Origin of the sequence: Microbispora sp. NPDC049633 (assembly GCF_040675265.1) — a bacterium.
GTDB lineage: Bacteria > Actinomycetota > Actinomycetes > Streptosporangiales > Streptosporangiaceae > Microbispora > Microbispora maris.
In genome coordinates this window covers 15,272-36,962 of sequence record NZ_JBFAOO010000066.1, presented here as the reverse complement: position 1 = coordinate 36,962, position 21,691 = coordinate 15,272, and the positions used below count along the sequence as shown (strand labels likewise).

The window sequence follows — 21,691 nt, the reverse complement described above, 5'->3', positions numbered from 1 at the left end:
CGCTGCTGGCCGACCGTGCCTCCTTCGCCGGCGCGGCCGCCGGTCAGGTGGCCGCCGTGGCCGCGCGGATCGGCGAGATCACCGCGCGCCATCCCGGCGACGCCGCCTACGTCCCGGGTGCGATCCTGTAGGGGACACCCGTGCGTGAGCTGGTGAGCGAGGCCGAGGTCGTCGCCGCCTCGGGGGACGACGACCTCGTCGTCTGGGCGGCGCAGGGCATGCGGCCCGGCGTGCGCGCCTGGGCGTACGGCGACGCGGTTGCGGTGGCGAGCCCGCAGGCCTCCCGGCGCGACCGCCTGGTGGTGCGGGGCACACCCGGCCGGGTCGTCCCGCTCGTGCGGCACGCCCTGGCCGAGGCCGGGCTGTCGTACCGGCCCCTGGGCGACGCCACGCTCATCGAAGGGGTCGTCGAGGCCGTGCCGGAGCTGCGGCTCGAGGCGCACTTCTCCTGGATGGGCACCGAGAAGCTCGTCCCGCCCCGGGAGGAGAGCGCGGGGAGCGCGGGCCGGGAGCGGCCGGCCGCCTGGCTGGCGGACTCGGCGGCGCCGGAGGTGGCCGGCCTGCTCGCCACCGCGAGCCCCGGCTCCTACGCCGTGCCGGGGCTGCCGCGGGTACGCCGGTGGGCCGGCGTACGGGACGGTCCGGGGGCCCTGCTGGCGGTCGCGGCCGACGCGTGGTCCGCCCCGACGGTGGGCCTGCTCGCCGGCGTCGCGACCGCCGTGCCGGCGCGGGGACGCGGGCTGGGTGAGCGGGTGTGCCGGTTCGTGGCGTCCGCGCTGATCGCCGAGCACGGCCGTGTGGCGCTGATGGTGGACGACTGGAACCAGGCGGCCTTCGCCGTCTACGAACGGCTCGGTTTCGCCCGCCGCCGCGTCGCCGCCGCCGGGCTCCGCGCCTGACCGCCTCGGCGGCGATGCCGGCGGCGACGTGACCGCCGCCCGCGGGTCGCAGCGGGAAGGACCCTGCGGGCCGGGGTCGCGTCGCGCGTCAGCCGAGGGTGGCGGTGTCGATGACGAACCGGTAGCGGACGTCGGAGGCCAGGACGCGCTGGTAGGCGTCGTTGATCTGCTCCGCCGCTATCAGCTCGATGTCGGCGCCGATGCCGTGTTCGGCGCAGAAGTCGAGCATCTCCTGCGTCTGGGCGATGCCGCCGATCATCGACCCGGCGTAGGAGCGCCGGGCGCTGATGAGGGAGAACACGTTCAGGCTCAGCGGCTCGGGGGGAGCGCCGACGTTGACCAGGGTGCCGTCGACGGCGAGCAGGCCGAGGTAGGCGTCGACGTCGACGGGGGCGCTGACCGTGTTGACGATCAGATCGAAGTTGCCGGCGAGCCGCTGGAACGTGTCGGGGTCGCTGGTGGCGTGGTAGTGGGCGGCCCCGAGCCGCAGGCCGTCCTCCTGCTTCTTCAGCGACTGCGACAGCACGGTGACCTCGGCGCCCATGGCGTGGCCGAGTTTGACGGCCATGTGACCCAGCCCGCCGAGGCCGACGACTGCGACCTTCTTGCCCGGGCCGGCCCCCCAGCGGCGCAGCGGCGAGTAGGTGGTGATGCCGGCGCACAGCAGCGGCGCCGCGGCGGCCAGGTCGAGTCCCTCGGGCATCGACAGGACGAAGCCGGCGTCGACGACGACGTGGGTGCTGTAGCCGCCCTGGGTGATGGTGCCGTCCCGGTCCACGCCTCCGTAGGTGGGCACCGACCCGTCCAGGCAGTACTGCTCGTCGCCGCGGCGGCAGTTGGCGCACTGGCCGCAGGAGTTGACCATGCAGCCGACTCCGACTCGGTCACCGACGCGGTGCCGGGTGACGTCGGCGCCGACCTCGGCGACGATGCCGACGATCTCGTGGCCGGGAACCAGGGGGTAGGACTGGGGGCCCCAGTCGCCGTTGACGGTGTGGATGTCGGAATGGCAGATGCCGGCGTATTTGACCTCGATGAGCACGTCGTCGGGGCCGACGTCACGCCGTTCGATGATCGTGGGGGTGAGCGGCTCGGCGGCGGCCGGTGCGGCATAGGCATGTACACGCATGAGGATCGCTCCTTGATCGGGGCCCGGTGATGTGGCCACTCCTATTGAGGACGCCGGTCAGCGCGCGAAGGAAGGCACCGCTGAAGGGCGTACTGGCAGGGCACCCCTGTCGGGTGCGGGGCCGCCAGCCTGGGGAGCGAGGACCACCTTAGCCAAGCCCGTGAGTTCCCGACCTCCCGGCCTGCCGGGATCGGCCCCCGGCAGGCCGGGCCTTGTGGGACCCAGAAGCCTAGGTGCCCGGCGAGGCCGCCGCGGAGTCCCGTCCGGCGGCGCCGTGCCGGCGCCATGCCGTACGGCGGGGCAGCCTCGGGAGCGTGAGGCGGCCCGTGCACCACAGCAGGGCGGCGGGAGACGCCGGCCCGGATGCGAAGCGGGGGGCGGCCGGCGCCGGCGTGGCGCTCATCGGCCGCTTCAGGACCTCGATCACGCTCGCGTAGCTGTCCGAGCCGTGGCCCGCGTCCCTAGCCTGCTCCATGATGTGCTTCAGCAGTTCGGGCAGCGCGGCGTCGTAGAGGCAGGCCGGCCCCGGGTCTGCGCCCAGGTGTACGGGGTCGCCCAGAGCCGCTGCAGTGGCTGCTCAACCAGCGCCTGTCCCTGGCGCAGAGCCTGCTGGAGTCGACCGGCCTGCCGATCGCCAGGATCGGGGAGCTGAGCGGGCTGGGGACGGCTAACAACCTCCGCTACCACTTCCTCAAGCAGGTGGGGGTGTCGCCGGGCGAGTACCGACGGGCCTTCCCCGAACGGCACCCGACCGAGCCCGGCCCCGCCAGGACCATCAGTGCCAGACCATCAGTGCTCGGATCTCGGCAACCTCATCCCACCAGCCATCGGTCCCTCTCACCGGCCGGCCGGCGGGATCCGGCCGTCAGCGGGCCAGAATCGCCTCGCGACCGCTGATCTCCGCTCCGATACTTCCGTACGGCCGATTCAGCGCGGCCAGCACGCCGGGCAGAGCACGCAGCGTGGTGATCCTGGTGACGGCGGGGGAGGAGGGACCGGACTCGGCGCGGTACCGGTCGAGCCACACGCCGTGCATCCCGGCCCGGGCGGGGGCGACCGCGTCGAGAAGGAGGTTGTCGCCCACCATGAGCACCTCCTCGGGGGTCAGGCCCAGCTTCGCCGCCGCCCGGTGGTAGCACTGCACGGCCGGCTTGAACACGCCGAGCGCGTCGGGAGTCAGGACCACGTCCATGCGGTCCATCAGGCCGATGCGGCGCAGCTTCGCCTCCTGCTGCCCCGGCAGGCCGTTGGTGAGCACGCCCAGCGCCGGGGCGTCGCCGAGGGCCGCCAGCGCCTCCAGCGTCTCGGGTACGTCGGGGAAGGCGGCCCACGCCGACTCGTAGTGGGTCAGGAAACCGGCGAACGCCGCGTCCGGGTCGGCCGGCTGGGGCAGCCCGAGCCGGCGGCAGAACTCCCGTAGCCTCCTGCGCCGCTGCTCGGCGAACGAGCACTCCCCGGCGTGCCACGCCGGCAGGTGCTTGTCCTCCAGGTCGAGCCAGAGCGCCGGCGTCTCCGGCAGCAGCTCGTGACCGGGGCAGACCGACTCGGTCCAGCGGGTCGCGGCGTATGCGACCGCCCGGCGATGGTCGAAAAGGGTCTCGTCGAGGTCGAACAGAATGGCCCTGATCACGAGTCCCTATCTTGACTGGGCCGTGTTTCCGTCGCGTTTCCTGGCTGTGAAGGCGCCGGCGATGACAGGTAGGAGATTTCCTACCTATTATGGGTTCGTGGATGTCATCCCCCCCGCCGTACGGCGGCCCGCACCGACGGAAGACGCCATCTTCGCCGCGCTCGCCAGCCCCGTGCGGCGCGAGGTCCTGCGCCTGCTGCGCGAGCACGGCCCCCAGTCCGTGCAGGACCTCGCCTCCCGCTTCGCCATGGCCCGGCCCAGCTTCTCCGAGCACCTGCGGGTGCTGCGCGAGGCGGGCCTGGTCAGCGAGCGCAGGGACGGCCGGCGCCGGCTCTACCGCCTGGAGCCCGTCCCGCTCGTCCAGGTCCGCGACTGGCTGGACCCCTACGAGCGGTTCTGGCGCGGCAGGCTGTCCGCCCTGCGCCACCTGCTCGACGACACCACCACCGGCGACACCGGTGACACCACCAACCGCGCCCATCCTGAGGAGAGACCATGACCGACGCCGACGATCCCACCGTGCTGCGTCTCGACGAGTACCTGCCGCACCCGCCCACCCGCGTGTGGCAGGCCCTGACCGACCCCGACCTGCTCGCCCGGTGGTTCATGCCGGGGGACTTCCGCCTGAGCGTGGGCCACCGCTACACGATGCGCGGGACCGCCATGCCCGGCACCGGGTTCAGCGGCACCGTGCGGGCCGAGGTGCTGGCCTTCGAGCCCGGGCGCATGCTCCGGCTGGGCTGGCGCGACGCCGACCCCGACAGCCCGGCCGGCGCCGACTGGACCATCACCTGGACGCTCGAACCCGAAGGCCGGGGCACCCGCCTGTTCCTCACCCACGAGGGCTTCGACCCCGGCAACGAGTTGCAGCGCAGGGCCCGCGGCATCATGGACGGCGGATGGCGCCGCCTGATGACCGGCTCGCTCGCCGCCGTGCTGTGACGCCCGCCGGGGCTTGGCCGGCGACCTAGAACCAGTGGCGTCAAGCCGACTGCGCGGGCGGAGTCGCCGCCGGCCGTCGCACCGGCGGGTGAGCCCCCGGGCAGCCGGGGCCGGTGGGCGCCGACATCCTTGGGCCGGGTGACCGGACAGCGCCTTCCGCCAGTTCGAGGCGGGCGCCGGTGAACATGGCCCGCAGGCGCCGGTCGTGCGTGACCACGACCAGCGCGCCCCGGTAGAGGGCCAGCGCCTCCTCCAGTTGCTCGGTGAGCATCGGTGACAGGTGGTTGGTCGGCTCGTCGAGCAGGAGCAGGTCCATCGGCTCGCTCACCAGCCGGGCCAGCTCGACCCGGCGCCGCTGCCCGTGGGACAGCTCCCCGAGGCGCAGCCCCAGGTCGGACGGCCGGAACAGGTTCAGGGCGAGCAACGCGTCCGCGTGCTCGTCCAGGCTCCCCGGACGCCCGTGCGCGTAGGCCTGCAGCACGGTCCGGTACGCCGCGCCGGTCGGCCCGTCCTGCCGCAAGAACCCGATCCGGCCGGCTCGTCGCACCTCGCCCGCGTCCGGCCGCAGTTCTCCCGCGAGCACCCGCATCAAGGTGGTCTTGCCCGCCCCGTTCGGGCCGGTGACGAGCAGCCGCTCACCGGCGTGGAGGGTGAGGGACTCCAGACGGAGCCTTCCCGCCACCGCCACGCCGTCGAGTGCGGCCACCTCGTCCCCGGCGGCGGCGCCCGCCGCGGCGGGGACGGCGGTGAAGCGCAGCGGCTCGGGCGGCGGTGCCGCCGGGTGGTCGGTGAGCCACCGTAGCCGCTGCCGGGACTGCCGGATGCGACCGGCGGCGCCATGGGTGCGCGAGCGCGCCCGCCAGGCGCCGGTGCCCATGCCCGCCTTGGCCGTCTTCCGCGGGATCACGGCCAGGCGTCCCGCGTTGGCCGCGACCAGCGTGGCATGCCGGTCCAGCTCCGTCTTCCACTCCTCGTGGGCCCGTGCCTGCGCGGCGCGTTCGGCGGCCTTGGCCGCGAGGTATCCGGCGTACCCGTCGCCGTAGCGGCGCGCCCGACCATCGGCCACCTCCAGGATGGCGGTGGTCACCCGCTCCAGGAACACCCGGTCGTGCGTGATCACCACGACCGTGCCCCGGTGGGCGTTCAGGCGCCGTTCGAGCCAGGCCACGGCATGGTCGTCCAGGTCGTTGGTCGGCTCGTCGAGCAGGAGCAGCTCCGGAGCGGACGCCAGCGTGGCGGCCAGGGCCAGCCTGGAGCGTTCGCCTCCGGAGAGCGTGCCCAGGGAGCGGCTCCGGTCGAGCCCGGGCAGCCCGAGCCCGTGCAGTGCCACCTCCACGCGGACGTCGGCTTCGTAACCGCCGCGCGCCTCGAACTCCGCGACCAGCTCCGCGTAGGCATCCAGGCCCGCGCGCTCCTGCGCGCCCGCCGCCCCGAGCGAGCATTCAGCCGCTCGCATCCGGCCTTCGAGCTCGCGCAGGTCGGCCAGCGCCAGGTCGATGGCGTCGGCGACGGTGGCATGCGACGGCAGCGCGAGCGCCTGTGGCAGGTGTCCGACGCCGCCGGGAGCGACGACCACGAGCTCGCCGTTGTCCGGACGCACGACGTCCGCCATGAGCTTGAGCAGAGTGGACTTGCCCGACCCGTTGTCGCCGATGATTCCGAGCCGCTCACCGGGCCTGACGGTGAGCGACACCCGGTCCAGGACGACGCGGGTGCCGTAGCGCTTGGTGACCTCGTTGAGTGTCAGCTGGGCAGGGGTGCGCAGAGCACTCCACCTCCTCACATCATGAGACGAGACGGTCCGTCTCGACACGAGCGAGTATGTCCCCCTCGGCATCCTGCTGTCAATACGAACCGTCTCGTCTTGTTAATGTCACGCTCCCGGCCAGTCCAAGACGGGCCCGTTCGAGGGGTTGCGGTAAAAAGGTGATCTTGCCGTACTCGCCGGCACATCAGTGATAGAAGGACTGACACCCATGATCTTCACCCAAGCCGAACTCGACTACCTGGCCACGCAGCGCATCGGGCGGCTGGCCACCGTCTCACCCGACGGGCAGGTGCAGAACAACCCGACCAATTTCTTCCTCGACGCCGACACCGGCACGATCGTCATCGGCGGGGGAGCGCTGGGCACGACGAAGAAGTTCCGGAACGTCCAGCGGGGCAGCACGGTCGCGTTCGTCGTGGACGATGTGGCGACGATCGATCCGTGGACACCCAGGGGCATCGAGATCCGGGGCACGGCCGTGGCGCTGACCGACCACGAGCCGCCTCTGCCCTTCCTGTCCCGCGAGATCATCAGGATCACCCCGGCCAAGATCGTCACGTGGGGGCTGGGCGGGCCGCGAGCCAGCCGTACGGTGTGAAGCAGGGCGCGGGGAGGATCGGCACGGGCAACGGCCGGCGACCTGCGCGCGCCTCGACGGCGGCGTTGGCCGAACACCCGGACCATGGCTCCACGATCCCTCCTTGACGCGCATATCGCCCTCCCTGTAGTGATTGCAAAATACAATCACTACAGGGAGGGCGGGCTGATCCACGAGAGCGACTTCGTGCAGGGCCGGTCCGGTGTGCTGCTCATCGACCCCGGGCTGACCGGCTCCGAGATCGGCTGCCTCGCGGACGACCTTCGCGAGTTGGGCCGGCCCGTTGTGGCGGGCTTCTCGACGCATCCGCACTGGGATCACCTGCTCTGGCACGCCCGGCGGCCCCACGGTCCGGATCATCGAGCATCACGCGCACGCACCGGGCCATGCGGCGCTGTTGATCGAGGAACGCGGGGTCCTCGTCGCCGGCGACATGCTTTCCGATGTCCTGGTTCCGATGCTCGGCTGGGACGGCACCGCCGACCCGATCGAGGACTACCTCGCCGCGCTGCGGCTGCTGGAGGGCGTGGCGGGCGGCGTCGACGTCGTCGTCCCGGGCCACGGGGCCGTCGGCGGACCCGACCAGGCGCAGGCACGCGTCGACCAGGACCGGGCGTACGTGCTCGCGTTGCGGGACGGCCAGGTCCCCGCCGACCCACGGGTCGGCCCATCGGCCAAGCCCGGCTGGGAGTGGGTGAGCGACGTGCACGAAGGGCAACTCCAGCGCCTCGCCCGAAGAAGCGAACGCGACGGGACGCCCCGCTAGCGACCGCCGCGCGTCAACGACCGGCGTGCGCCGGCGGACTTCCGCGGGTCAGGCGTGCCGCGCCGCGTTCGCGTGGACGGCGTCGCGCACGTAGCCGCTCAGTCCTTCGGCCACCCGCTCGTAGTTGGCCGCGAAGCGCGGGTCGGCCACGTACATCTCCCCGAGACCCTTGTGGATCTCGTACGTGCAGTCGTAGAACCAGCGGGTGATGTGCGCCCGGTGCCGCTCGGCCACGTCCATCGCCCGGTCGCCGTCCGCCGGGGCCCCCTCGGCGAAGGCCGCGGCGAACGCCTCCAGCACCTCGCCGGCCTCGGCCGTGATGGCCTGCCAATCGTCCTTGGTGTAGCGGGCCGTGCGGCGGCGGCTCTGCTCGAAGGCATCGGTGCCACCCCATCGTTCCTCCGCCTCCTCGGCGTACCGGTCGGGGTCGAAATCGCCGAACACCTCGAACCGCTCCTCCGGCGTCAGGGAAATGCCCATCTTTCTCGCCTCCATCGCGCGCTGGACCGCCGCCGCCATCTCCTCAAGCCGTCCGATCCTGCGCCGCAGCAGCTCGTGCTGGCGACGCAGGTGGGTCAGCGGATCCGCGCCCGGATCGTCGAGGACGACGGCGATCTCCTCCAGGGAGAACCCGAGCTCCCGGTAGAACAGCACCTGCTGCAGCCGGTCGAGATCCGGCTCGGTGTAGCGCCGGTATCCGGCCACCGACCGCTCGCTGGGCGTCAGCAGCCCGATCTCGTCGTAGTGGTGCAGCGTCCGCACGGTCACCCTGGCGAAGCGGGCGACCTGACCGACCGAGTAGCCCACGGGTCCTCCTTCCTTCCGGACCCCAGCCTGCGGCCTCACGCGGCGTGAGGGTCAAGTCGATCACGCGTGATGAAACTTTCGGCCCGCCGCACCTTGGTTGAACAGCGGCAACAAGGCGACTTAGTTGGGGCGATTGACATATTTCCGAATTTGATTCTACGGTGCGGGGGCTCTCGTGCCGGGCGGTGGCCGTACGGCGCGCGAGCCCTTCCCGTCCCGCACGCGCGTCCCGAAGGAGCGCAGATGCACCTCACACTCCCCATCGCAAGCCCCCCGATCCGCCGTGCGGCACTCCGGGCCGCCGCCGTGGCGGCCGCGCCGCTGGCCGCCGTCACGCTGCACGCCGCGCCCGCGCAGGCGGCGGTCCCCGCGGCCGGCGGGACGTACCAGATCAGCGTCACCAAGAGCGGCATGTGCCTCGACGTGGTGGCCGGCTCCACGAGCAACGGCGCGCTGCTGCAGCAGTGGGGCTGCTCCGCCGCCGCCTGGCAGCAGTTCACCCTCAAATCCGCCGGGTCCGGCGTTTTCACGATTGTGAACGCTAACAGCGGCCTGTGCCTCGACGTCCCGGGCGGCTCGACCACCTCCGGCGTGCAAATCCAGCAGTGGGGCTGCGGCAACGGCCAGACCAACCAGCAGTGGCGGCTGACGGCCTCGGGAAGCGGCACCTACCAGATCGTCAGCGTCGCCAGCGGGCTGTGCCTGAGCGACAAGGGCGCCTCCACCTCCTCCGGGGCCGCCGTCATCCAGGAAACCTGCACCGCCAACACCAACAAACAATGGCTGTTCACCCCGGCCGGCACGCAGGGCACGGCCACCGTGGCCGCCGACGGCACGGGCAAGTACCGCACCGTCCAGGCCGCGATCGACGCGGTGCCCGCGAACAACGGCAGCCGCGTGGTCATCACCATCAAGCCCGGCACCTACCGGGAGATCATCACGATCCCGGCCAACAAGCCGTACGTCACCCTCCAGGGCCTCGGCGGGTCGGCCAGGGACGTCGTGATCGTCAACAACCACTCCGCCGGCACCTACGGCACCTTCAACAGCGCCACCGCGTTCGTCAACGGCCACGACGCCGCCCTCACCAATCTGACGGTCTCCAACGACTTCGACGAGAACACCAGCAGCACCGGCCAGCAGGCCGTCGCGCTCAACCTCAACGCCGACCGGGCGGTCCTGTCCAACGTACGGCTGCTCGGCGACCAGGACACCTTCCTGGTCAACGCGTCCGCCCGCGCCTACATGACCCGCTCCTACGTCGAGGGCACCGTCGACTTCATCTTCGGCGACGGCACCATCGTGATCAACGACTGCGACATCTACGAGAAGCGCAGCACCGGCGGGCCCATCACCGCCGCGCGGACCGACGCCGCCAAGACCTACGGCTTCCTCATCTACAAATCGCGCATCACCGGGGCGACGAACAACACCACCCAGCTGGGCCGGCCCTGGGGCCCCAACGCCCAGGTGCTCTACCGGGAGTCCACCCTCAGCTCCACCATGAAGACCTCGCAGCCCTGGACCGACATGTCCGGCAACTCCTGGAAGAACGCCCGCTTCCTCGAATACAGGAACACCGGCGCCGGTGCCGGGGTGAACGCCAACCGGCCGCAGCTGAGCGACTCCCAGGCCGCCAACTACACCCCCCAGAAGTACCTGGCCGGATCCGACGGCTGGAACCCGGCCGGCTGACCCCAACCCCGAGGAACAGACATACGGCAACTACGCCCGGGGCGCGACCACGATGGTGCTGGACAACAGCTATTCGACCACGTCAAGGACCCCTGCTACAAGGACGACGCGGCGCAGCTGAAGCGGAGCGGCAGCATCGTGGTCGACTCCAGCGGACAGCAGGAGAGCGGCGGCCCGGCCACTCACCGGGCCAGGGGGAGCGCTGGAGTCTCCCCCAGGGGGAGGGGCCATCCTTGAGCACGTGAACGACCTCCTGTCGATCGGGCAGTTCGCCCGCCTCACCCGGCTCAGCGTCAAGCAACTGCGCCACTACGCGACACTCGGCCTGCTCGAACCCGCCTGGGTCGACCCCGCCAGCGGCTACCGCTACTACCGCACCGCCCAGGCCCGCGACGCGCTCGCCATCGGACTACTGCGCTCCCTCGACGTCCCCCTGCCCGTCGTCGCAGCCGTCCTGGCCGCAAGCACGGACGCCGGCCAGGAAGACGGCACACGCGCCGGGGGCGCCGGGGGAGAGGCCGCCGTGGCCGCCGCGCTCGCCAAGGTCAAAGAGGACCTGGAGGCCGAACTCGCCCGCCGCAGACGCGCCCTCAAAACCCTCGAACGCGTCCTCGCCACCGGCCTGCCCACCGCCGAGGCCACCGTCGTGACCGAACCCCCACGGCCCGCGATCGTCGTCCACGACCTGGCCGCCACCCCCGAGGACATCGGCCGCGCCACCTCCGCCTGCGTCGCCCGCCTCATGGCCGCTCCTATGACCGCCGTGCCCGCGCTCGTCGGGCTGTTCCCCCTCGACTACGGCGAGGCCGTCCCGGTCGCCGTCGCCCTCACCGGGCCGGACCTGCCGGACGTGCCCGGCGCCCGGCCCGACATCCTGCCCGGAGGCGCGTTCGCCACCTCCACCCACGTCGGCCCCTACGACCATGTCCCGCTGACCGCCCACGCCCTGCTCGCCTGGTGCGCCGAACGCGGGCACACCCCCACCGGCCCCCTTCGCGAGGTCTACGTCTCCGACCCCGCGACCACTCCGCCCGAGCGACTGGTCACCCACCTGATGATCCGGCTGGAGGACGAACCGTGAACCGGCACACCGCCGCACTCGCCCACGCCGGCCCGCACCACGAGATCCACCTCACCACCGTCCCCGCGCCCGCCCGTACGCGCCGCCTGGGCACCCGCTACGCGTCCGGCCCGGCCTGACCGGCCGGGCCGCGCCTGCGGCGCAGCAGCGGATGCGATCCCATCGCCACCTCGAGCTCCCCGGGCAGGTCGTCCCGGTAACGGCCGAGCGTCGACAGATCGCTGTGCCCCAGCACCCGCCGCACCGCGTCCATGTCCGTGCCGTCCGCCAGCAGATGCGTCGCCGTCGTGTGCCGCAGCCCGTGCGGCGTCACCGCCCGCCGCCGCCCGGGATCCACCTGCCGCTGCACCCGGTCGATGACCGCCTGCACATCACCCCGCGCCAGCCGCCTGCCCCGCCACGACAGCAGCAGCGCCTTCTCGCCGTCGCCGCCCGCCCGCACCGACAGGTACGCGTCGAGCGCCGCCGCCACCGCATCGGGCAGCGGAACGTCGCGGGTCCGCCCGCCCTTGCCGAAGATCCGCCAGTAACGCACCCCGTCGTTGGTGTAGAAGTCCTCCACGTTGGCCCGCACCAGCTCCGACACCCGCGGCCCCAGCGTGGTCAGCAGCAGCACCACCAGCGCGTCCCGCACCTCCGTCCGCTGGTCGGCCCGCCGCCGGCGCCCTGCCGCCGCCTCCACCGGCGGCGCGGCGGGGGAGCCGGCCGCCTCGATCAGGCCCTCGGCCTGCTCCCGCGTCAGCGCCCGCCGCTCCGGCCGCAGCCCGCCCCGCTCCCGCGCCCGCACCGACGAGGCCGCCATCGGATCCAGATGCACCCACCCCGCCGACGCCGCGTGCCGGAACAACGCCGACACCGACCGCCGGAACCTCGCCTGCGACGCGGCGCTCTGCCCTGTGCTTTTCACGGGGCTTTTCACGGGGCTTTTCCCTGTGCTCTGACCGGTGCCTTTCCCCGCGTCCTTTCCCTGGACGCCGCCCTTCCTGCGCTCGTCCGGCTTGCGCGCGAAGGCCAGCAGCACCGCGTCCACGTCCTCGCCGGTCAGGTCGTCCAGCACCCGGTCCGGCCCGGCAAGCCGCACGAACGTGGCCACGTCCCGCGCGTACACCTCCGCCGTGGCGGGCGACAGCCCACCCGTCACCGTCTTGGCCCGGACCAGCTCCACGTAGCGGTCGGCGGCCTCCTGCACGGTCAGCCTGTTCACCTCTGCGGGCAGCATGATCGACACCGTACCGGCACGCACCGACAGCAAACGCGGGGGAGCAGCGGTCTGCTACGCCCCGCCGCCCCCCGCGTCGGCGACGTCGACCGCCTCGACGAACCGCTCGGCCTCAGCCTGACCCATCCCCGTCTCGCCGCGCACCAGGAACACCGCCTGCTCGCCGTGCCCTGCCGCCTTCAGCTCCCGCACCCGCGACGCCAGATCCGGCCGCGCGTGCCCCGGCGCCACCGGCAGCGGCCGCCCGGAGGCCAGGGCCTCGGCCAGGTCCTTGGCCTCCTTCAGCCCCAGCCCGGTCTGCTCGCGGATCAGCTTGATCGCCTCGATCTTCTTGCCCTCGGCGTACAGCTCCCGCACCCGGTGCTGCAGGTCCGCCGAAACCGGCGGCAGCAGCCCGGGGCTACGCCAGGCCAGCGGCCCGCCGGGACGGGCACCGGCCCGCATGGCCGCGAGTGCCACACCGAGCAGCGCGATCACGATGACGACGAGGATCATCCACTCGAACGGACCGATGTTGGGCATGGGGTGATCGTAAGCCTTGCCCAACGGGACAGTCAGCCCTTCGGCATCAGCCCACCCGCCGGGCGATGGTGACACCGTCACGCACCGGCAGCATCACCGACTCGACCCGCTCGTCACGCGCGATCGTCTCGTTCAGGCGGCGCACGGCCACCTGCGCGTCCTCCTGGAAGGCCGGGTCGAACACCCGCCCGCCCTGGAACACGTTGTCGATCACGACGAGGCCGCCCGGGCTCAGCCGCGTGACCACCTCCTCGTAGTAGTCCGGATAGTTCACCTTGTCGGCGTCGATGAAGGCGAAACCGACGACCGGCTCGGCCGGCAGCGCGCGCAGCGTCTCCAGCGCGGGCGCGATCCGCAGGTCGATGCGGTCGGCCACGCCCGCCCGCTCCCAGTAGTTCCTGGCGATCGACGTCCACTCCGTGCTCACGTCGCACGCCAGCAGCCGCCCGCCCGGAGGCAGCCCCCTGGCGATGCAGATCGAGGAGTAGCCGGTGAACACCCCCACCTCCACCGCCAGGCGGGCGCCCGACATCCGCGCCAGCATCGTCAGCAGGGCTCCCTCGTCGTGCGAGATCTGCATGCCGGCCGCGCCGCCCGTCTCCTCCCGCGTCCTCACGACCAGATCCCGCAGCACCTCGTCCGCGGGGGAGCAATGCGTCAGCAGGTAGTCGTCCACGACAGGGGACAGGGCCCACACCGCGTCACCGGCGAGCGGCGGCGACCAGTCGACCACGAGGTCCTCACCGGTCGCGAACCGCCGCAGGTGACCGGTGACGACGTCCCGGACCTCGGCCAGCGCCTCCTCGCCGGCGGCCGTCGCGATCATCTCGAACCCGCCCGAGCACGGCCGCAGCACGCACCGCCCGGACCGCAGGTCGATCACCGCCCGGCCGTCGCCGCCGACCACGGCCTCCGCATCGTGACCCAGGTGCGACACCAGCTGCCCGATGTAGCGGCCGGGCCGGTCGGTCATGACGTACGCCGTCGAATGAGGCATCGGCTCTCCTCCAGGTTCGGCAGATCAAGCGCCGGGAAACGTCTCCGCCTCGGCCCGGCGATTCTGCTGGCCCTCCAGTCCGCTCGTCAAAGCGTCGGCGATCCTCGACACTCCCTCCGTGAACGACGAGACGACGACGGGGGAGCACCCCTCCACACCTCCGCACGACCCCGGCACACTGGAGCTACGTACCCCGGCCCAGTTCAAGGCTCTCGGCCACCCCGTCCGTCACCGCATCGTCCGCCTCGCGACCACCTCTCGCTCTACCCCGCCGACATCCCCACCCTGCCGCCCGGCGCCCCCGGCGAAAGCCGCCCCCAGGACGAGCGCCGCCAGGAACGACGACTCATGACGCGCCATGTGCGCGCTGTCGGTGAGATACAGCAGATCGTGCCCCTCCGCGACATGGGCGGCGAACGCCTCGTGACCCGCCGCCGCCTCCGCGCGCATGTGGGCGACCAAATGCTCCAGCCGCGCCCGCGCGGTCTCCACCAGCGCCTCCCGGTCCGCCCTCCCGAGCCGGTAGGCGTCGGCGAACACCCGCAACCGCCGCGCCTGCTCCCGCACACCGGGAGCGCTCTCGTCACGGCCGGGATCGTGCAACGGCACGAACCGATAGGCGGCATACGCCACATCCCACACCCGCGGCCCCGGATGCGCCGTGTCGAAGTCGATGAACGCCACCGGCCGCCCCTCCCGGAAGACGCAGTTGTGCGGCGCCACGTCACCATGGCAGATCACCTCGGCCGGAACCCTCGCGGGGAAGTACCACTCGGCGGCCTCCGCGGCCCCGAACCCCGCCGTCGCGTCGTGGTAGTCCCGCAGCAACGCCCCCACACCCGCCAGCGCCTCGTCCGTCATCACGTACGCCGGCAGGGGATAGTCCGGCACCTCACCCGGGACGAAATCCAGCACCTCCCGGCCCTCGCCGTCACGCCCGTGCGCTCTCGGCGCCCCGCCGAACCCGGCCGCCGCCAGATGGTCCAGCAGCGCGTGCACCGCCGGCGTCCACCGGCGCGCAGGCCGGCGCACCGTTCCCCCCACCCGGACGACGCGGTTGACACCACCCCCGGTCAGTTCCTCCTCGTCCGGCTCCGGACAGCTCCCTCCGGCCGGTCCGTTCCCCTCACCGTCGTGCCGATCACGCTCCGCCATGCCGTGATCGTACGAAACCGGCGCGGGGGACCGGCGGCGGGAGAATGTCGGGGGAGGATGAGATATGACCCCCGGCGTGCGATCCGCGGCCGTCACCGGCCGGGAGGTCGCCGTGCTCGTCGGGCTGCAGGCCTCGGGCAAGTCCACCTTCTACCGGCAGCGCCTGGCGCCGACGCACGCCCATGTCAGCAAGGACAACTGGCCCAACGCACGCCATCGGCAGCGCCGCCAGCTCCGAGTGATCGCCGAGACGCTGGGGGAGGGGCGCGACGTGGCCGTGGACAACACCAACCCCGCTCCCGAGGAGTGGGGCCCGCTCGTCGTCACGGCCAAGGAGCACGGCGCCCGCGTGGTCGCCTACTGGTTCCCTCCCGATCTCACCGCGTCCCTGGACCGCAACGCCAGGCGGACCGGCCGCGATCGGGTGCCCGACGTCGGCGGCGGGCGACCAGGTCACGGTGCGGGGATGTAGGGCGGGGCCACGCCCCAGCCCCAGCGGGGGACAGGAGCCTGCTGCGGGGGACGGGCACCAGGCTGGGAGTTGGCGAAGGCGAGCCGGGTGCCCCACTCGATGTAGCCCGCGAAGGCGGCGCGGAACTCGGGATCGGCCGGCAGCCCGACCACGTCGGCGGCGTCCATCAGGAGACCGACCCAGCGGCGGCGCTGCGGCTCGGTGATGGCCCTGCCGAGATGCTGGACGAGCATGTGGTGGTAGCCGCCCCGTTCGTCGGTGTAACGGGACGGTCCGCCGAAGACCTCCGCCAGCCACATGGCGACGTACTTGGGGTGGCCCGGATCCATGTGGGCGAAGAGAGGACCGATCAGATCGTCCCTGAGCACCTGCTCGTAGAACGTCTCGGTGAGCCGCTCGAACGCCTCGGTGCCGCCCGCCCAGTCGTACAGGCTCGGGACCGAGGAGCCGGCGCCGCGGACGGCCGTGCGTTCGTAGTGCCGCATCTCCTCGATCTGCCGGACGTACGGCTTGATCTCGGAGAAGAACGCCCCGAAGTGCTCGCCGCCCCGGAAACCCCGCAGGTGGTCCTCGGCGGAGGTCCACATGATGCGCAGGACGTACCACTCGGGCTCTTCGACGCAGCGGGACAGTTCGTAGTCCACACACTGGGGCGCGGCAGCCAGAGGCACCGCGGTGCGTTCGTAGGCGGCTTCGAACTCCTCCGCGTCCTGTCGATCGATCCGGTAACGGATGTACTCCACGATCATGTGCGCATCGCCCCAAAGGCCGCGGGTATCAGAGATAAGAGATCATGTAACAGTGTAATCACCGTATCTCTTTCGTAGGCCCGGAGGCTGGGAATCCGGTCCCGCCGTCGTGACGGGCTGCCTATGGTGGTCGGCCATGAGAGTCCTCATCGTCGGCGGCAGCGGTTTCCTCGGCGGGGAACTGGCTCGCCAGAGTTCGGCCGCCGGGCACGAGGTGGCCGCGACCCACCTCACCCGCGCTGGGGAGACCCCGGGCGTCGAGTGGGGGCCCCTCGACGTACGCCGGAGAGGGGACGTCGACGCGCTCGTCCGCGCGACCCGGCCGGAGGTGGTCGTCAACGCCGCGTACCGGCAGGCCGACTGGACGACCACGGCGGCCGGAGCGGCGAACGTGGCCCTCGCCGCCTCCGCGGTAGGCGCGCGGCTGGTGCACGTGTCCAGCGACGCGGTCTTCTCCGGCGCCGCGACCCAATACGACGAGACCTGCGTCCCCGACCCGATCAGCCCGTACGGCGCGGCCAAAGCCGCCGCGGAGACGGCAGTGGACGCGATCGCGCCGAGCGCCGTCATAGCCCGGACGTCCCTGATCATCGGTGACGGTGACTCTCCGCACGAGGCGCTGGTGCGTTCGCTGGCCGGAGGCGGAGCGAGGGGAGTGCTGTTCACCGACGACGTGCGGTGTCCCGTGCACGTCGCCGACCTCGCCGCCGCGCTCCTCGAACTCGCCGCGTCCGAGCACCACGGAATCCACCACGTGGCGGGGGCCGACGCGGTGAGCCGATACGAACTGGGAGTGCTCATCGCGCGGCGTGACGGCCTCGATGAGAGCGGTCTGCCGTCAGGCCGGCGAGCGGACACCGGCATACCCGGACCGCTTGACGTGCGGCTGGAATGCGGCATGACGCAGCGGCGACTCCGGACGAGGCTACGTGGCGCGCGCCAGTTCCTGGCGCGAAGGGGAGACGAGGGATGAATGCCCAGCAATATGGCCGCTTGCGAGTGGAATTAGACACCTTTGTCTATACCAAACAGAATTCACCTTCTGTCTGGTATGACGCCAGATGTGTCATTTTGTCCGATAGGCGAGGCCATCGCAGCGGGTCGGCATCGTTCTCTCAAGGCAGGCAGGCGCTCGGCACCGCGGCCATGGCGGCAACCGTGGTCCAGAGCCTCGTCGGCGCGGCTGATGTGGCGGATTCGACCCGGGCGAGGGACGGACCGGCCGGCTCCGACGGCTCTGAAACGGCCGGCCGGACCCTCGGAGCCCGCATGAGCGATGCTGCGGAAATCATCCGGCCGTGGCCGCGCAGACGGCGCGGCCGTCGCGAAAGGCTGTTTCTGTGCGATCCGCCGCAGTCGGCCCGGCGCCGGCGCGAGAGTCCGTCGTCGCACCCAAGGAGCGGACCGGCGATCGCAGGGAGGTCGCTGGAGCTTCTCCGGGAAGTCTCAGCCGGCCGGAATGCGCCATTTCTGGTGCTGGCACCCCCTTCCGGCGTTGCTCGATAATGAACATTATGTCAAGTTAGCTTTGAAGACCCTCCTCCGTCGCCCCGGTTCGGAGTGCTCATGCCGCGGAAGCGAGTGCAACGGAGATCGGACTGACGCGGCGCCGACGCCATCGGACCTCGGCACGCCGAGCGGCCGCTGTTCCTACCGTTGTTCCTACCGTGGACGGACCGGCGTTGCGCGACCCAGGACCTCCTCGTGGTCCGCAGGCGGACCACGGCGATGGCCGTCGTTGTCCTGTCCGTCATCGCAGGATTCAACGCGCCGGGTGCATCTGCCTCCGGCCCGGATCGCCCGGGAAGCCGTTTCCGCACGGTCCGCGGTCGGCCCTCGGTGTCCCGCGAGAGCCGGTCACGCTCAGTGACCGCTCCCCTCTCCCCCGCGGTGTCCGCCGTTCGTGCCTACGAGCGTCACCTCGCTGTCGTGGTCCGGCAGCAGGGCCAGGAGTTGCCGCGTATGGCCGGGTAGTTCCACTTCGGCGAGGCCGGTGATGAGGTCGCGCAACGCCACGGGCTGATCGACCAGGGCCATGCCCTTGGACAGCAGCAGGGTGGGCACGGGCGTGTCGAGCTCGGCTTCGCTCAGGATCGGCCCGAGCGCGCACAGGGCCTCCCCCTGGTCGCGGACGCGGTCCCGAAGCCCGGCGTTGCCGCCGGCGCGCACGATGACGCGGTCGATGGTCCAGGCGTCGAGCGCCATGCGGTTGTCGTACGTCGCGCTCGCTCCCGCGGCGATCGACGACGCGGCGGCGATGGTGACGGCGTCGACGATGGAGACGTGCGCCAGAATCTGGTCGGCGTTCCACTCTCCGGCGGGCGGGACGAGGCTCGCTCCCCCGTGACCGGCCACCGTGGCGGCGGCGTCGAGCAGTGCGCGGTGGGCCTCGCGGAGCGGAGCGGTGTCCAGCATGTCGCCTTCTTTCTTCGCTGTTCGAAGTCGTGCGTGGCGAGCGCGGCCTCAGGTGTGCGCGGGCGACATCTCCCATGGCGCCTGCGGGAGGACGTCGCCCGTCTCGATCAGCGACTTGAGGTTCGCCAGCACGGCCGGCCATCCGTGCGAGACCCCGTTGCGCATGTCCTCGTTGGCGAGGTTCTCGTGGGTCACGCTGAGACGGACGATGTCCTGGTGCGGTTCGACGAGGAAGGTGACGACCGACGGTTGTCTCGGCTCGGCGTCGAGGGCGTCCTCGAAGGTGATGACCAGCCGTGTCGGGGGGTCGGCCTCGATCACTCGGCCGCCGACGTCGACCACGCCTGACCCGTCGACGCGCCGGTGCTCCCAGGTCGAGCCCGGCTGCCAGTCCGAGACGTTGGCGTGTCCCCAGTAGCGCGCTGTCAGGTCCGCGTCCGTCAGGGCGTGCCAGACCTGCTCCGCGCTCGCCCGGATGTAGGTGACGTAGACGTAGGTCGGCACGGACGTGGGTTCGTCGCTCATTGCGTACTCCTCCGCTTGTTTCTTGATGGCACTGATCGCGTTCAGCCGGGGCATGTCGAAGCCCGCGATCCAGCGCTGCTCGATCTCGTGGATCGGCACGGGGTTGAGGTAGTGAAGTCGTTCCCGTCCGCGCCGTACGACGGTGACGAGGTTGGCCCGCTCCAGGATGTCGAGGTGCTGGGTCGCCGACTGACGCGCCATGTCCAGGTGCTCGCACAGCTCGCGCAGCGTCTGACCGTTGTGCTCGCGCAGGCGGTCGAGCAGGAGTCGCCGGGTGGAGTCGGCCAGGGCCTTGAAGACCACGTCCATCTGTGTCGCCTCGGACTTCACACCCGAGATTATGCAGGCATTCGCCTGCCTATTGTCAACGCCGCTGTCGCCCGGGTCCGCCCGCCGCCGGAGCGGGCAAGGGCGCCCGAGGGTGAATTCGACGACCACGCCACCATCGGCGGACTTCGCACCGGCGGCCTGCTGGCGGCCGCGCTGACCCTCGTCGGCGCGATCGTCACTTCGCCGGTCTGTCACACGGACCGCCCCTGCACGACGAGGATGGGGGCCGCACCGCACCATCTCGATCGAGCGATCCCGGTCGCCCTCGGCCGTGGGGGTGCCCGGGATCCGGCTCAGCCACCGGATGTGCCGGGCGGCCAGTGCCTGAGCGTGTTCGGAGGTCGGGCGGACTCCGGCCTTCGCCGCGTCGGCCCATGCGGCGACGAGGTCCTCGGTGGCCTGTTTCCAGGCTCGCTGCTGGTCGAGGGTCTTGCCGTGCCACCAGTCGTTGCTCACCTGGAACGCGCGCTCGCCCCAGCGTGAGACGACCTCGTCCTGGTAGCCGTCGTTGAAGCCCGCCAGCATGACGTCCATCCGCGGCTCCGCCCCCGCTTGGAGCGCCTCCATGGTGTGACGCACGGACCGGATCTGCCGTTCGATGCGGTCCCGTTCCTTCTCCAGTGCGGCGATGTGGGCGCGGAGCCCGTCGTAGGTGTCCACTTCCTCGGCCAGGACCTCGGCGATGGCCTGCAAGCCCATGCCGAGCCGTCGCATGAGCAGGATGCGCTGTAGCCGGGCGACCGCGGCGGGGCCGTAGTAGCGGTACCCGTTCGCGCCGACCCGGGACGGGGCCAGGAGCCCGACGCGGTCGTAGTGGCGCAGGGTGCGGCTGGTGATGCCGGCCCTCGCCGCGAGCTCCTGGATGGTCCACTCCATCGTTCCAGTGTCACCCTCGGCTGTCACCGTCGGTGGAGTGTGGCGGCGATGATCTGCGAGCTGTCGGTAAGCAGGGCCTGGGCGGCGGTCTGCCCGGTCGCCGCCAGGTAGGTGTCGACCAGCCGGTTGCCCGCGGCGTACCCGGCGCCCATCGGCAGTCCCACGGGGGTGAGGCCGAAGCGTTCGGCGCTGGGGTCGCCGTGCACCCAGGCGGTGAAGTTCTGCATGCCTGTCACGTCGAGCCCGGTGAGCACCTTGCCGAAGATCTCGTCGTCGCGCAGGTGGGGCACGCCGATGCGGGTGGCGCCGAGTCGGTCGCCGTAGAGCTGGCGGGCGAAGGCGTCGGCCAGGCCCTCGGAGACGATGTGCTCGCCGACCGTGACGGTCATCGGGTCCCATACGATCCCGCCGGGGCCGAAGCGCAGGTTGTGGTGGAGTTCGTGTACGGCGGTGGCCTCCAGCCGTTCCACGTTCTCGGGGAAGGGCCAGAACGTGATGGTGATGTAGCCCGAGATGCCGCCGAACCCGGTCACTGCCTGGCAGGGACCCATGAAGTGCTCGTCGGCCGGATCGCCGAGCACGAACAGCACGGTGATGTCCGGGGCCTTCAGCCCCGGCGTCGCCTCCAGCAGTACGGTGAGGGCGTCGTCGAGGGCGCGTTGCATCCGCTCCCAGGATTGGGCCGCCGCCAGGGTTTCGAGCGCGTCGAGGCAGCGTTCCTCGTCGCGGTCGATGGGGAACCCGGACGTTTCGCGGTGTACGGCCGCGAGGTCGACGTCGCCGGGTTGGTAGCGGTACATGCCTCGGATGGGCTCCAGCATGGAGCGCAGCAGGTCGACGCGGTCGGCGACCGGGGCCAGCAGGATCCGCCTCATGGCGGAGTAGGTGTCGAGAACGGTGATCGGCATGGCCCGGATGGTAGAAGTTGACGCAGCGTCAAGGTCAAACCTGCGGCACGGCCGGCCCCCACAGGTGCCGCCGGGCCGGCTCGGGCGCCCGGAGGAGATGGCCGCCGCCGTGGCCTTCCTCGCCTCCGAGCCGAGCGGCTTCATCACCGGTTCGAGCCTGTACGTCGACGGCGGCCTGAACCGGATCTGAGTTCCACCGCTGGGGACG

At 71.7% G+C, this 21,691-nt stretch carries 24 protein-coding genes and 2 pseudogenes; 13 read left to right on the top strand and 13 right to left on the bottom strand.

Features of this window, described 5'->3' with window-relative positions; translation table 11 throughout:
• Positions 1–140: 140 nt before the first annotated feature.
• Positions 141–899 (top strand): GNAT family N-acetyltransferase, encoded by a 759-nt coding sequence (locus tag AB0J39_RS19015; protein WP_363466232.1) that lies wholly within the window; start codon positions 141–143, stop codon positions 897–899.
• An 88-nt stretch (positions 900–987) separates the two neighbouring features.
• Here AB0J39_RS19015 and AB0J39_RS19010 read toward each other — a convergent pair whose 3' ends face one another.
• Positions 988–2,028: an NAD(P)-dependent alcohol dehydrogenase gene (locus AB0J39_RS19010; protein WP_363466230.1), complete on the bottom strand. Its 1,041-nt coding sequence runs from the start codon at positions 2,026–2,028 to the stop codon at positions 988–990.
• Positions 2,029–2,257: 229 nt separating this feature from the next.
• Positions 2,258–2,527, bottom strand: a complete 270-nt coding sequence (locus AB0J39_RS19005; protein WP_363466241.1) for a hypothetical protein — start codon at positions 2,525–2,527, stop codon at positions 2,258–2,260.
• Between the two features lie 32 nt (positions 2,528–2,559).
• On the opposite strand from AB0J39_RS19005, the gene AB0J39_RS19000 reads away from it, so the two are divergent.
• Positions 2,560–2,925 carry a helix-turn-helix domain-containing protein gene (locus tag AB0J39_RS19000; protein WP_363466238.1) on the top strand — a complete coding sequence of 122 codons (366 nt, stop codon included), beginning with the start codon at positions 2,560–2,562 and terminating at the stop codon, positions 2,923–2,925.
• Here AB0J39_RS19000 and AB0J39_RS18995 read toward each other — a convergent pair.
• Positions 2,894–3,658 (bottom strand): HAD family hydrolase, encoded by a 765-nt coding sequence (locus tag AB0J39_RS18995; protein ID WP_363466227.1) that lies wholly within the window; start codon positions 3,656–3,658, stop codon positions 2,894–2,896. The two genes, AB0J39_RS19000 and AB0J39_RS18995, sit on opposite strands and share 32 nt — an antisense overlap.
• A 97-nt stretch (positions 3,659–3,755) precedes the next feature.
• Here AB0J39_RS18995 and AB0J39_RS18990 point away from each other — a divergent pair, with 97 nt between their 5' ends.
• Both AB0J39_RS18990 and AB0J39_RS18985 read left to right on the top strand, forming a co-directional pair.
• On the top strand, positions 3,756–4,157 hold the full coding sequence (locus AB0J39_RS18990; protein ID WP_363466224.1) for a metalloregulator ArsR/SmtB family transcription factor: 402 nt from the start codon (positions 3,756–3,758) through the stop codon (positions 4,155–4,157).
• Positions 4,154–4,600 carry an SRPBCC domain-containing protein gene (locus AB0J39_RS18985; protein WP_363466221.1) on the top strand — a complete coding sequence of 149 codons (447 nt, stop codon included), beginning with the start codon at positions 4,154–4,156 and terminating at the stop codon, positions 4,598–4,600. The genes AB0J39_RS18990 and AB0J39_RS18985 overlap by 4 nt, the downstream gene beginning before the upstream one ends.
• Before the next feature lie 40 nt (positions 4,601–4,640).
• Here the strand turns inward: AB0J39_RS18985 and AB0J39_RS18980 are convergent, their stop codons facing one another.
• Positions 4,641–6,383: a TlrC/CarA/OleB/SrmB family ABC-F type ribosomal protection protein gene (locus tag AB0J39_RS18980; protein WP_363466218.1), complete on the bottom strand. Its 1,743-nt coding sequence runs from the start codon at positions 6,381–6,383 to the stop codon at positions 4,641–4,643.
• A gap of 193 nt (positions 6,384–6,576) precedes the next feature.
• Between AB0J39_RS18980 and AB0J39_RS18975 the strand changes: the two genes are divergently transcribed.
• The 3 genes and pseudogenes from AB0J39_RS18975 (at position 6,577) to AB0J39_RS18965 (ending at position 7,732) form a co-directional block, all read left to right on the top strand.
• Positions 6,577–6,966, top strand: coding sequence for a PPOX class F420-dependent oxidoreductase (locus tag AB0J39_RS18975; protein ID WP_363466216.1), 390 nt, complete (start codon positions 6,577–6,579; stop codon positions 6,964–6,966).
• Positions 6,967–7,050: 84 nt separating this feature from the next.
• Positions 7,051–7,236: pseudogene (locus tag AB0J39_RS18970) on the top strand (hypothetical protein); the annotation flags it as partial.
• 13 nt (positions 7,237–7,249) lie between these two features.
• The gene (locus AB0J39_RS18965; RefSeq protein ID WP_363466214.1) at positions 7,250–7,732 is read left to right on the top strand and encodes an MBL fold metallo-hydrolase; all 483 of its coding nucleotides are present in this window, start codon (positions 7,250–7,252) and stop codon (positions 7,730–7,732) included.
• Between the two features lie 48 nt (positions 7,733–7,780).
• Here the strand turns inward: AB0J39_RS18965 and AB0J39_RS18960 are convergent, their stop codons facing one another.
• On the bottom strand, positions 7,781–8,539 hold the full coding sequence (locus AB0J39_RS18960; RefSeq protein ID WP_363466212.1) for a MerR family transcriptional regulator: 759 nt from the start codon (positions 8,537–8,539) through the stop codon (positions 7,781–7,783).
• A gap of 243 nt (positions 8,540–8,782) precedes the next feature.
• On the opposite strand from AB0J39_RS18960, the gene AB0J39_RS18955 reads away from it, so the two are divergent.
• The 3 genes from AB0J39_RS18955 (at position 8,783) to AB0J39_RS18945 (ending at position 11,434) form a co-directional block, all read left to right on the top strand.
• On the top strand, positions 8,783–10,234 hold the full coding sequence (locus tag AB0J39_RS18955) for a pectinesterase family protein (RefSeq protein WP_363466210.1): 1,452 nt from the start codon (positions 8,783–8,785) through the stop codon (positions 10,232–10,234).
• 241 nt (positions 10,235–10,475) lie between these two features.
• Positions 10,476–11,315, top strand: coding sequence for a GyrI-like domain-containing protein (locus AB0J39_RS18950; protein WP_363466208.1), 840 nt, complete (start codon positions 10,476–10,478; stop codon positions 11,313–11,315).
• Positions 11,312–11,434 (top strand): hypothetical protein, encoded by a 123-nt coding sequence (locus AB0J39_RS18945; protein WP_363466206.1) that lies wholly within the window; start codon positions 11,312–11,314, stop codon positions 11,432–11,434. Before AB0J39_RS18950 ends, AB0J39_RS18945 begins: the two co-directional genes overlap by 4 nt.
• On the opposite strand, the gene AB0J39_RS18940 is transcribed toward AB0J39_RS18945, so the two are convergent.
• The 4 genes from AB0J39_RS18940 to AB0J39_RS18925 all read right to left on the bottom strand — a co-directional run bounded on the left by AB0J39_RS18940 (position 11,413) and on the right by AB0J39_RS18925 (position 15,208).
• On the bottom strand, positions 11,413–12,534 hold the full coding sequence (locus AB0J39_RS18940) for a tyrosine-type recombinase/integrase (protein ID WP_363466203.1): 1,122 nt from the start codon (positions 12,532–12,534) through the stop codon (positions 11,413–11,415). The two genes, AB0J39_RS18945 and AB0J39_RS18940, sit on opposite strands and share 22 nt — an antisense overlap.
• A 54-nt stretch (positions 12,535–12,588) precedes the next feature.
• Positions 12,589–13,056 carry a ribosomal protein L7/L12 gene (locus tag AB0J39_RS18935; protein WP_363466201.1) on the bottom strand — a complete coding sequence of 156 codons (468 nt, stop codon included), beginning with the start codon at positions 13,054–13,056 and terminating at the stop codon, positions 12,589–12,591.
• Between the two features lie 46 nt (positions 13,057–13,102).
• Positions 13,103–14,053, bottom strand: a complete 951-nt coding sequence (locus AB0J39_RS18930; protein ID WP_363466198.1) for a DUF2218 domain-containing protein — start codon at positions 14,051–14,053, stop codon at positions 13,103–13,105.
• A 228-nt stretch (positions 14,054–14,281) separates the two neighbouring features.
• Entirely contained in the window at positions 14,282–15,208 is a 927-nt protein-coding gene (locus AB0J39_RS18925; protein WP_363466195.1) for an aminoglycoside phosphotransferase family protein, read from the bottom strand.
• A 64-nt stretch (positions 15,209–15,272) separates the two neighbouring features.
• On the opposite strand from AB0J39_RS18925, the gene AB0J39_RS18920 reads away from it, so the two are divergent.
• Positions 15,273–15,680: an ATP-binding protein gene (locus AB0J39_RS18920; protein ID WP_363466193.1), complete on the top strand. Its 408-nt coding sequence runs from the start codon at positions 15,273–15,275 to the stop codon at positions 15,678–15,680.
• Here AB0J39_RS18920 and AB0J39_RS18915 read toward each other — a convergent pair.
• Positions 15,662–16,429 (bottom strand): antibiotic biosynthesis monooxygenase, encoded by a 768-nt coding sequence (locus AB0J39_RS18915; protein ID WP_363466190.1) that lies wholly within the window; start codon positions 16,427–16,429, stop codon positions 15,662–15,664. The genes AB0J39_RS18920 and AB0J39_RS18915 overlap by 19 nt on opposite strands.
• A 136-nt stretch (positions 16,430–16,565) precedes the next feature.
• On the opposite strand from AB0J39_RS18915, the gene AB0J39_RS18910 reads away from it, so the two are divergent.
• Entirely contained in the window at positions 16,566–17,402 is an 837-nt protein-coding gene (locus AB0J39_RS18910; protein ID WP_363466188.1) for a sugar nucleotide-binding protein, read from the top strand.
• An 890-nt stretch (positions 17,403–18,292) separates the two neighbouring features.
• Here the strand turns inward: AB0J39_RS18910 and AB0J39_RS18905 are convergent.
• Genes AB0J39_RS18905 through AB0J39_RS18895 form a run of 3 tightly spaced genes read right to left on the bottom strand, consistent with a single transcriptional unit; the run spans position 18,293 to position 21,483 of the window.
• Positions 18,293–18,844 (bottom strand): hypothetical protein, encoded by a 552-nt coding sequence (locus AB0J39_RS18905; RefSeq protein WP_363466186.1) that lies wholly within the window; start codon positions 18,842–18,844, stop codon positions 18,293–18,295.
• 48 nt (positions 18,845–18,892) lie between these two features.
• Positions 18,893–20,575, bottom strand: a complete 1,683-nt coding sequence (locus AB0J39_RS18900) for a metalloregulator ArsR/SmtB family transcription factor (RefSeq protein ID WP_363466183.1) — start codon at positions 20,573–20,575, stop codon at positions 18,893–18,895.
• A gap of 23 nt (positions 20,576–20,598) precedes the next feature.
• Positions 20,599–21,483 (bottom strand): DUF2268 domain-containing putative Zn-dependent protease, encoded by an 885-nt coding sequence (locus AB0J39_RS18895; protein WP_363466182.1) that lies wholly within the window; start codon positions 21,481–21,483, stop codon positions 20,599–20,601.
• A 34-nt stretch (positions 21,484–21,517) separates the two neighbouring features.
• Here AB0J39_RS18895 and AB0J39_RS18890 point away from each other — a divergent pair.
• Positions 21,518–21,673: pseudogene (locus AB0J39_RS18890) on the top strand (SDR family oxidoreductase); the annotation flags it as partial.
• Between the last annotated feature and the right edge of the window lie 18 nt (positions 21,674–21,691).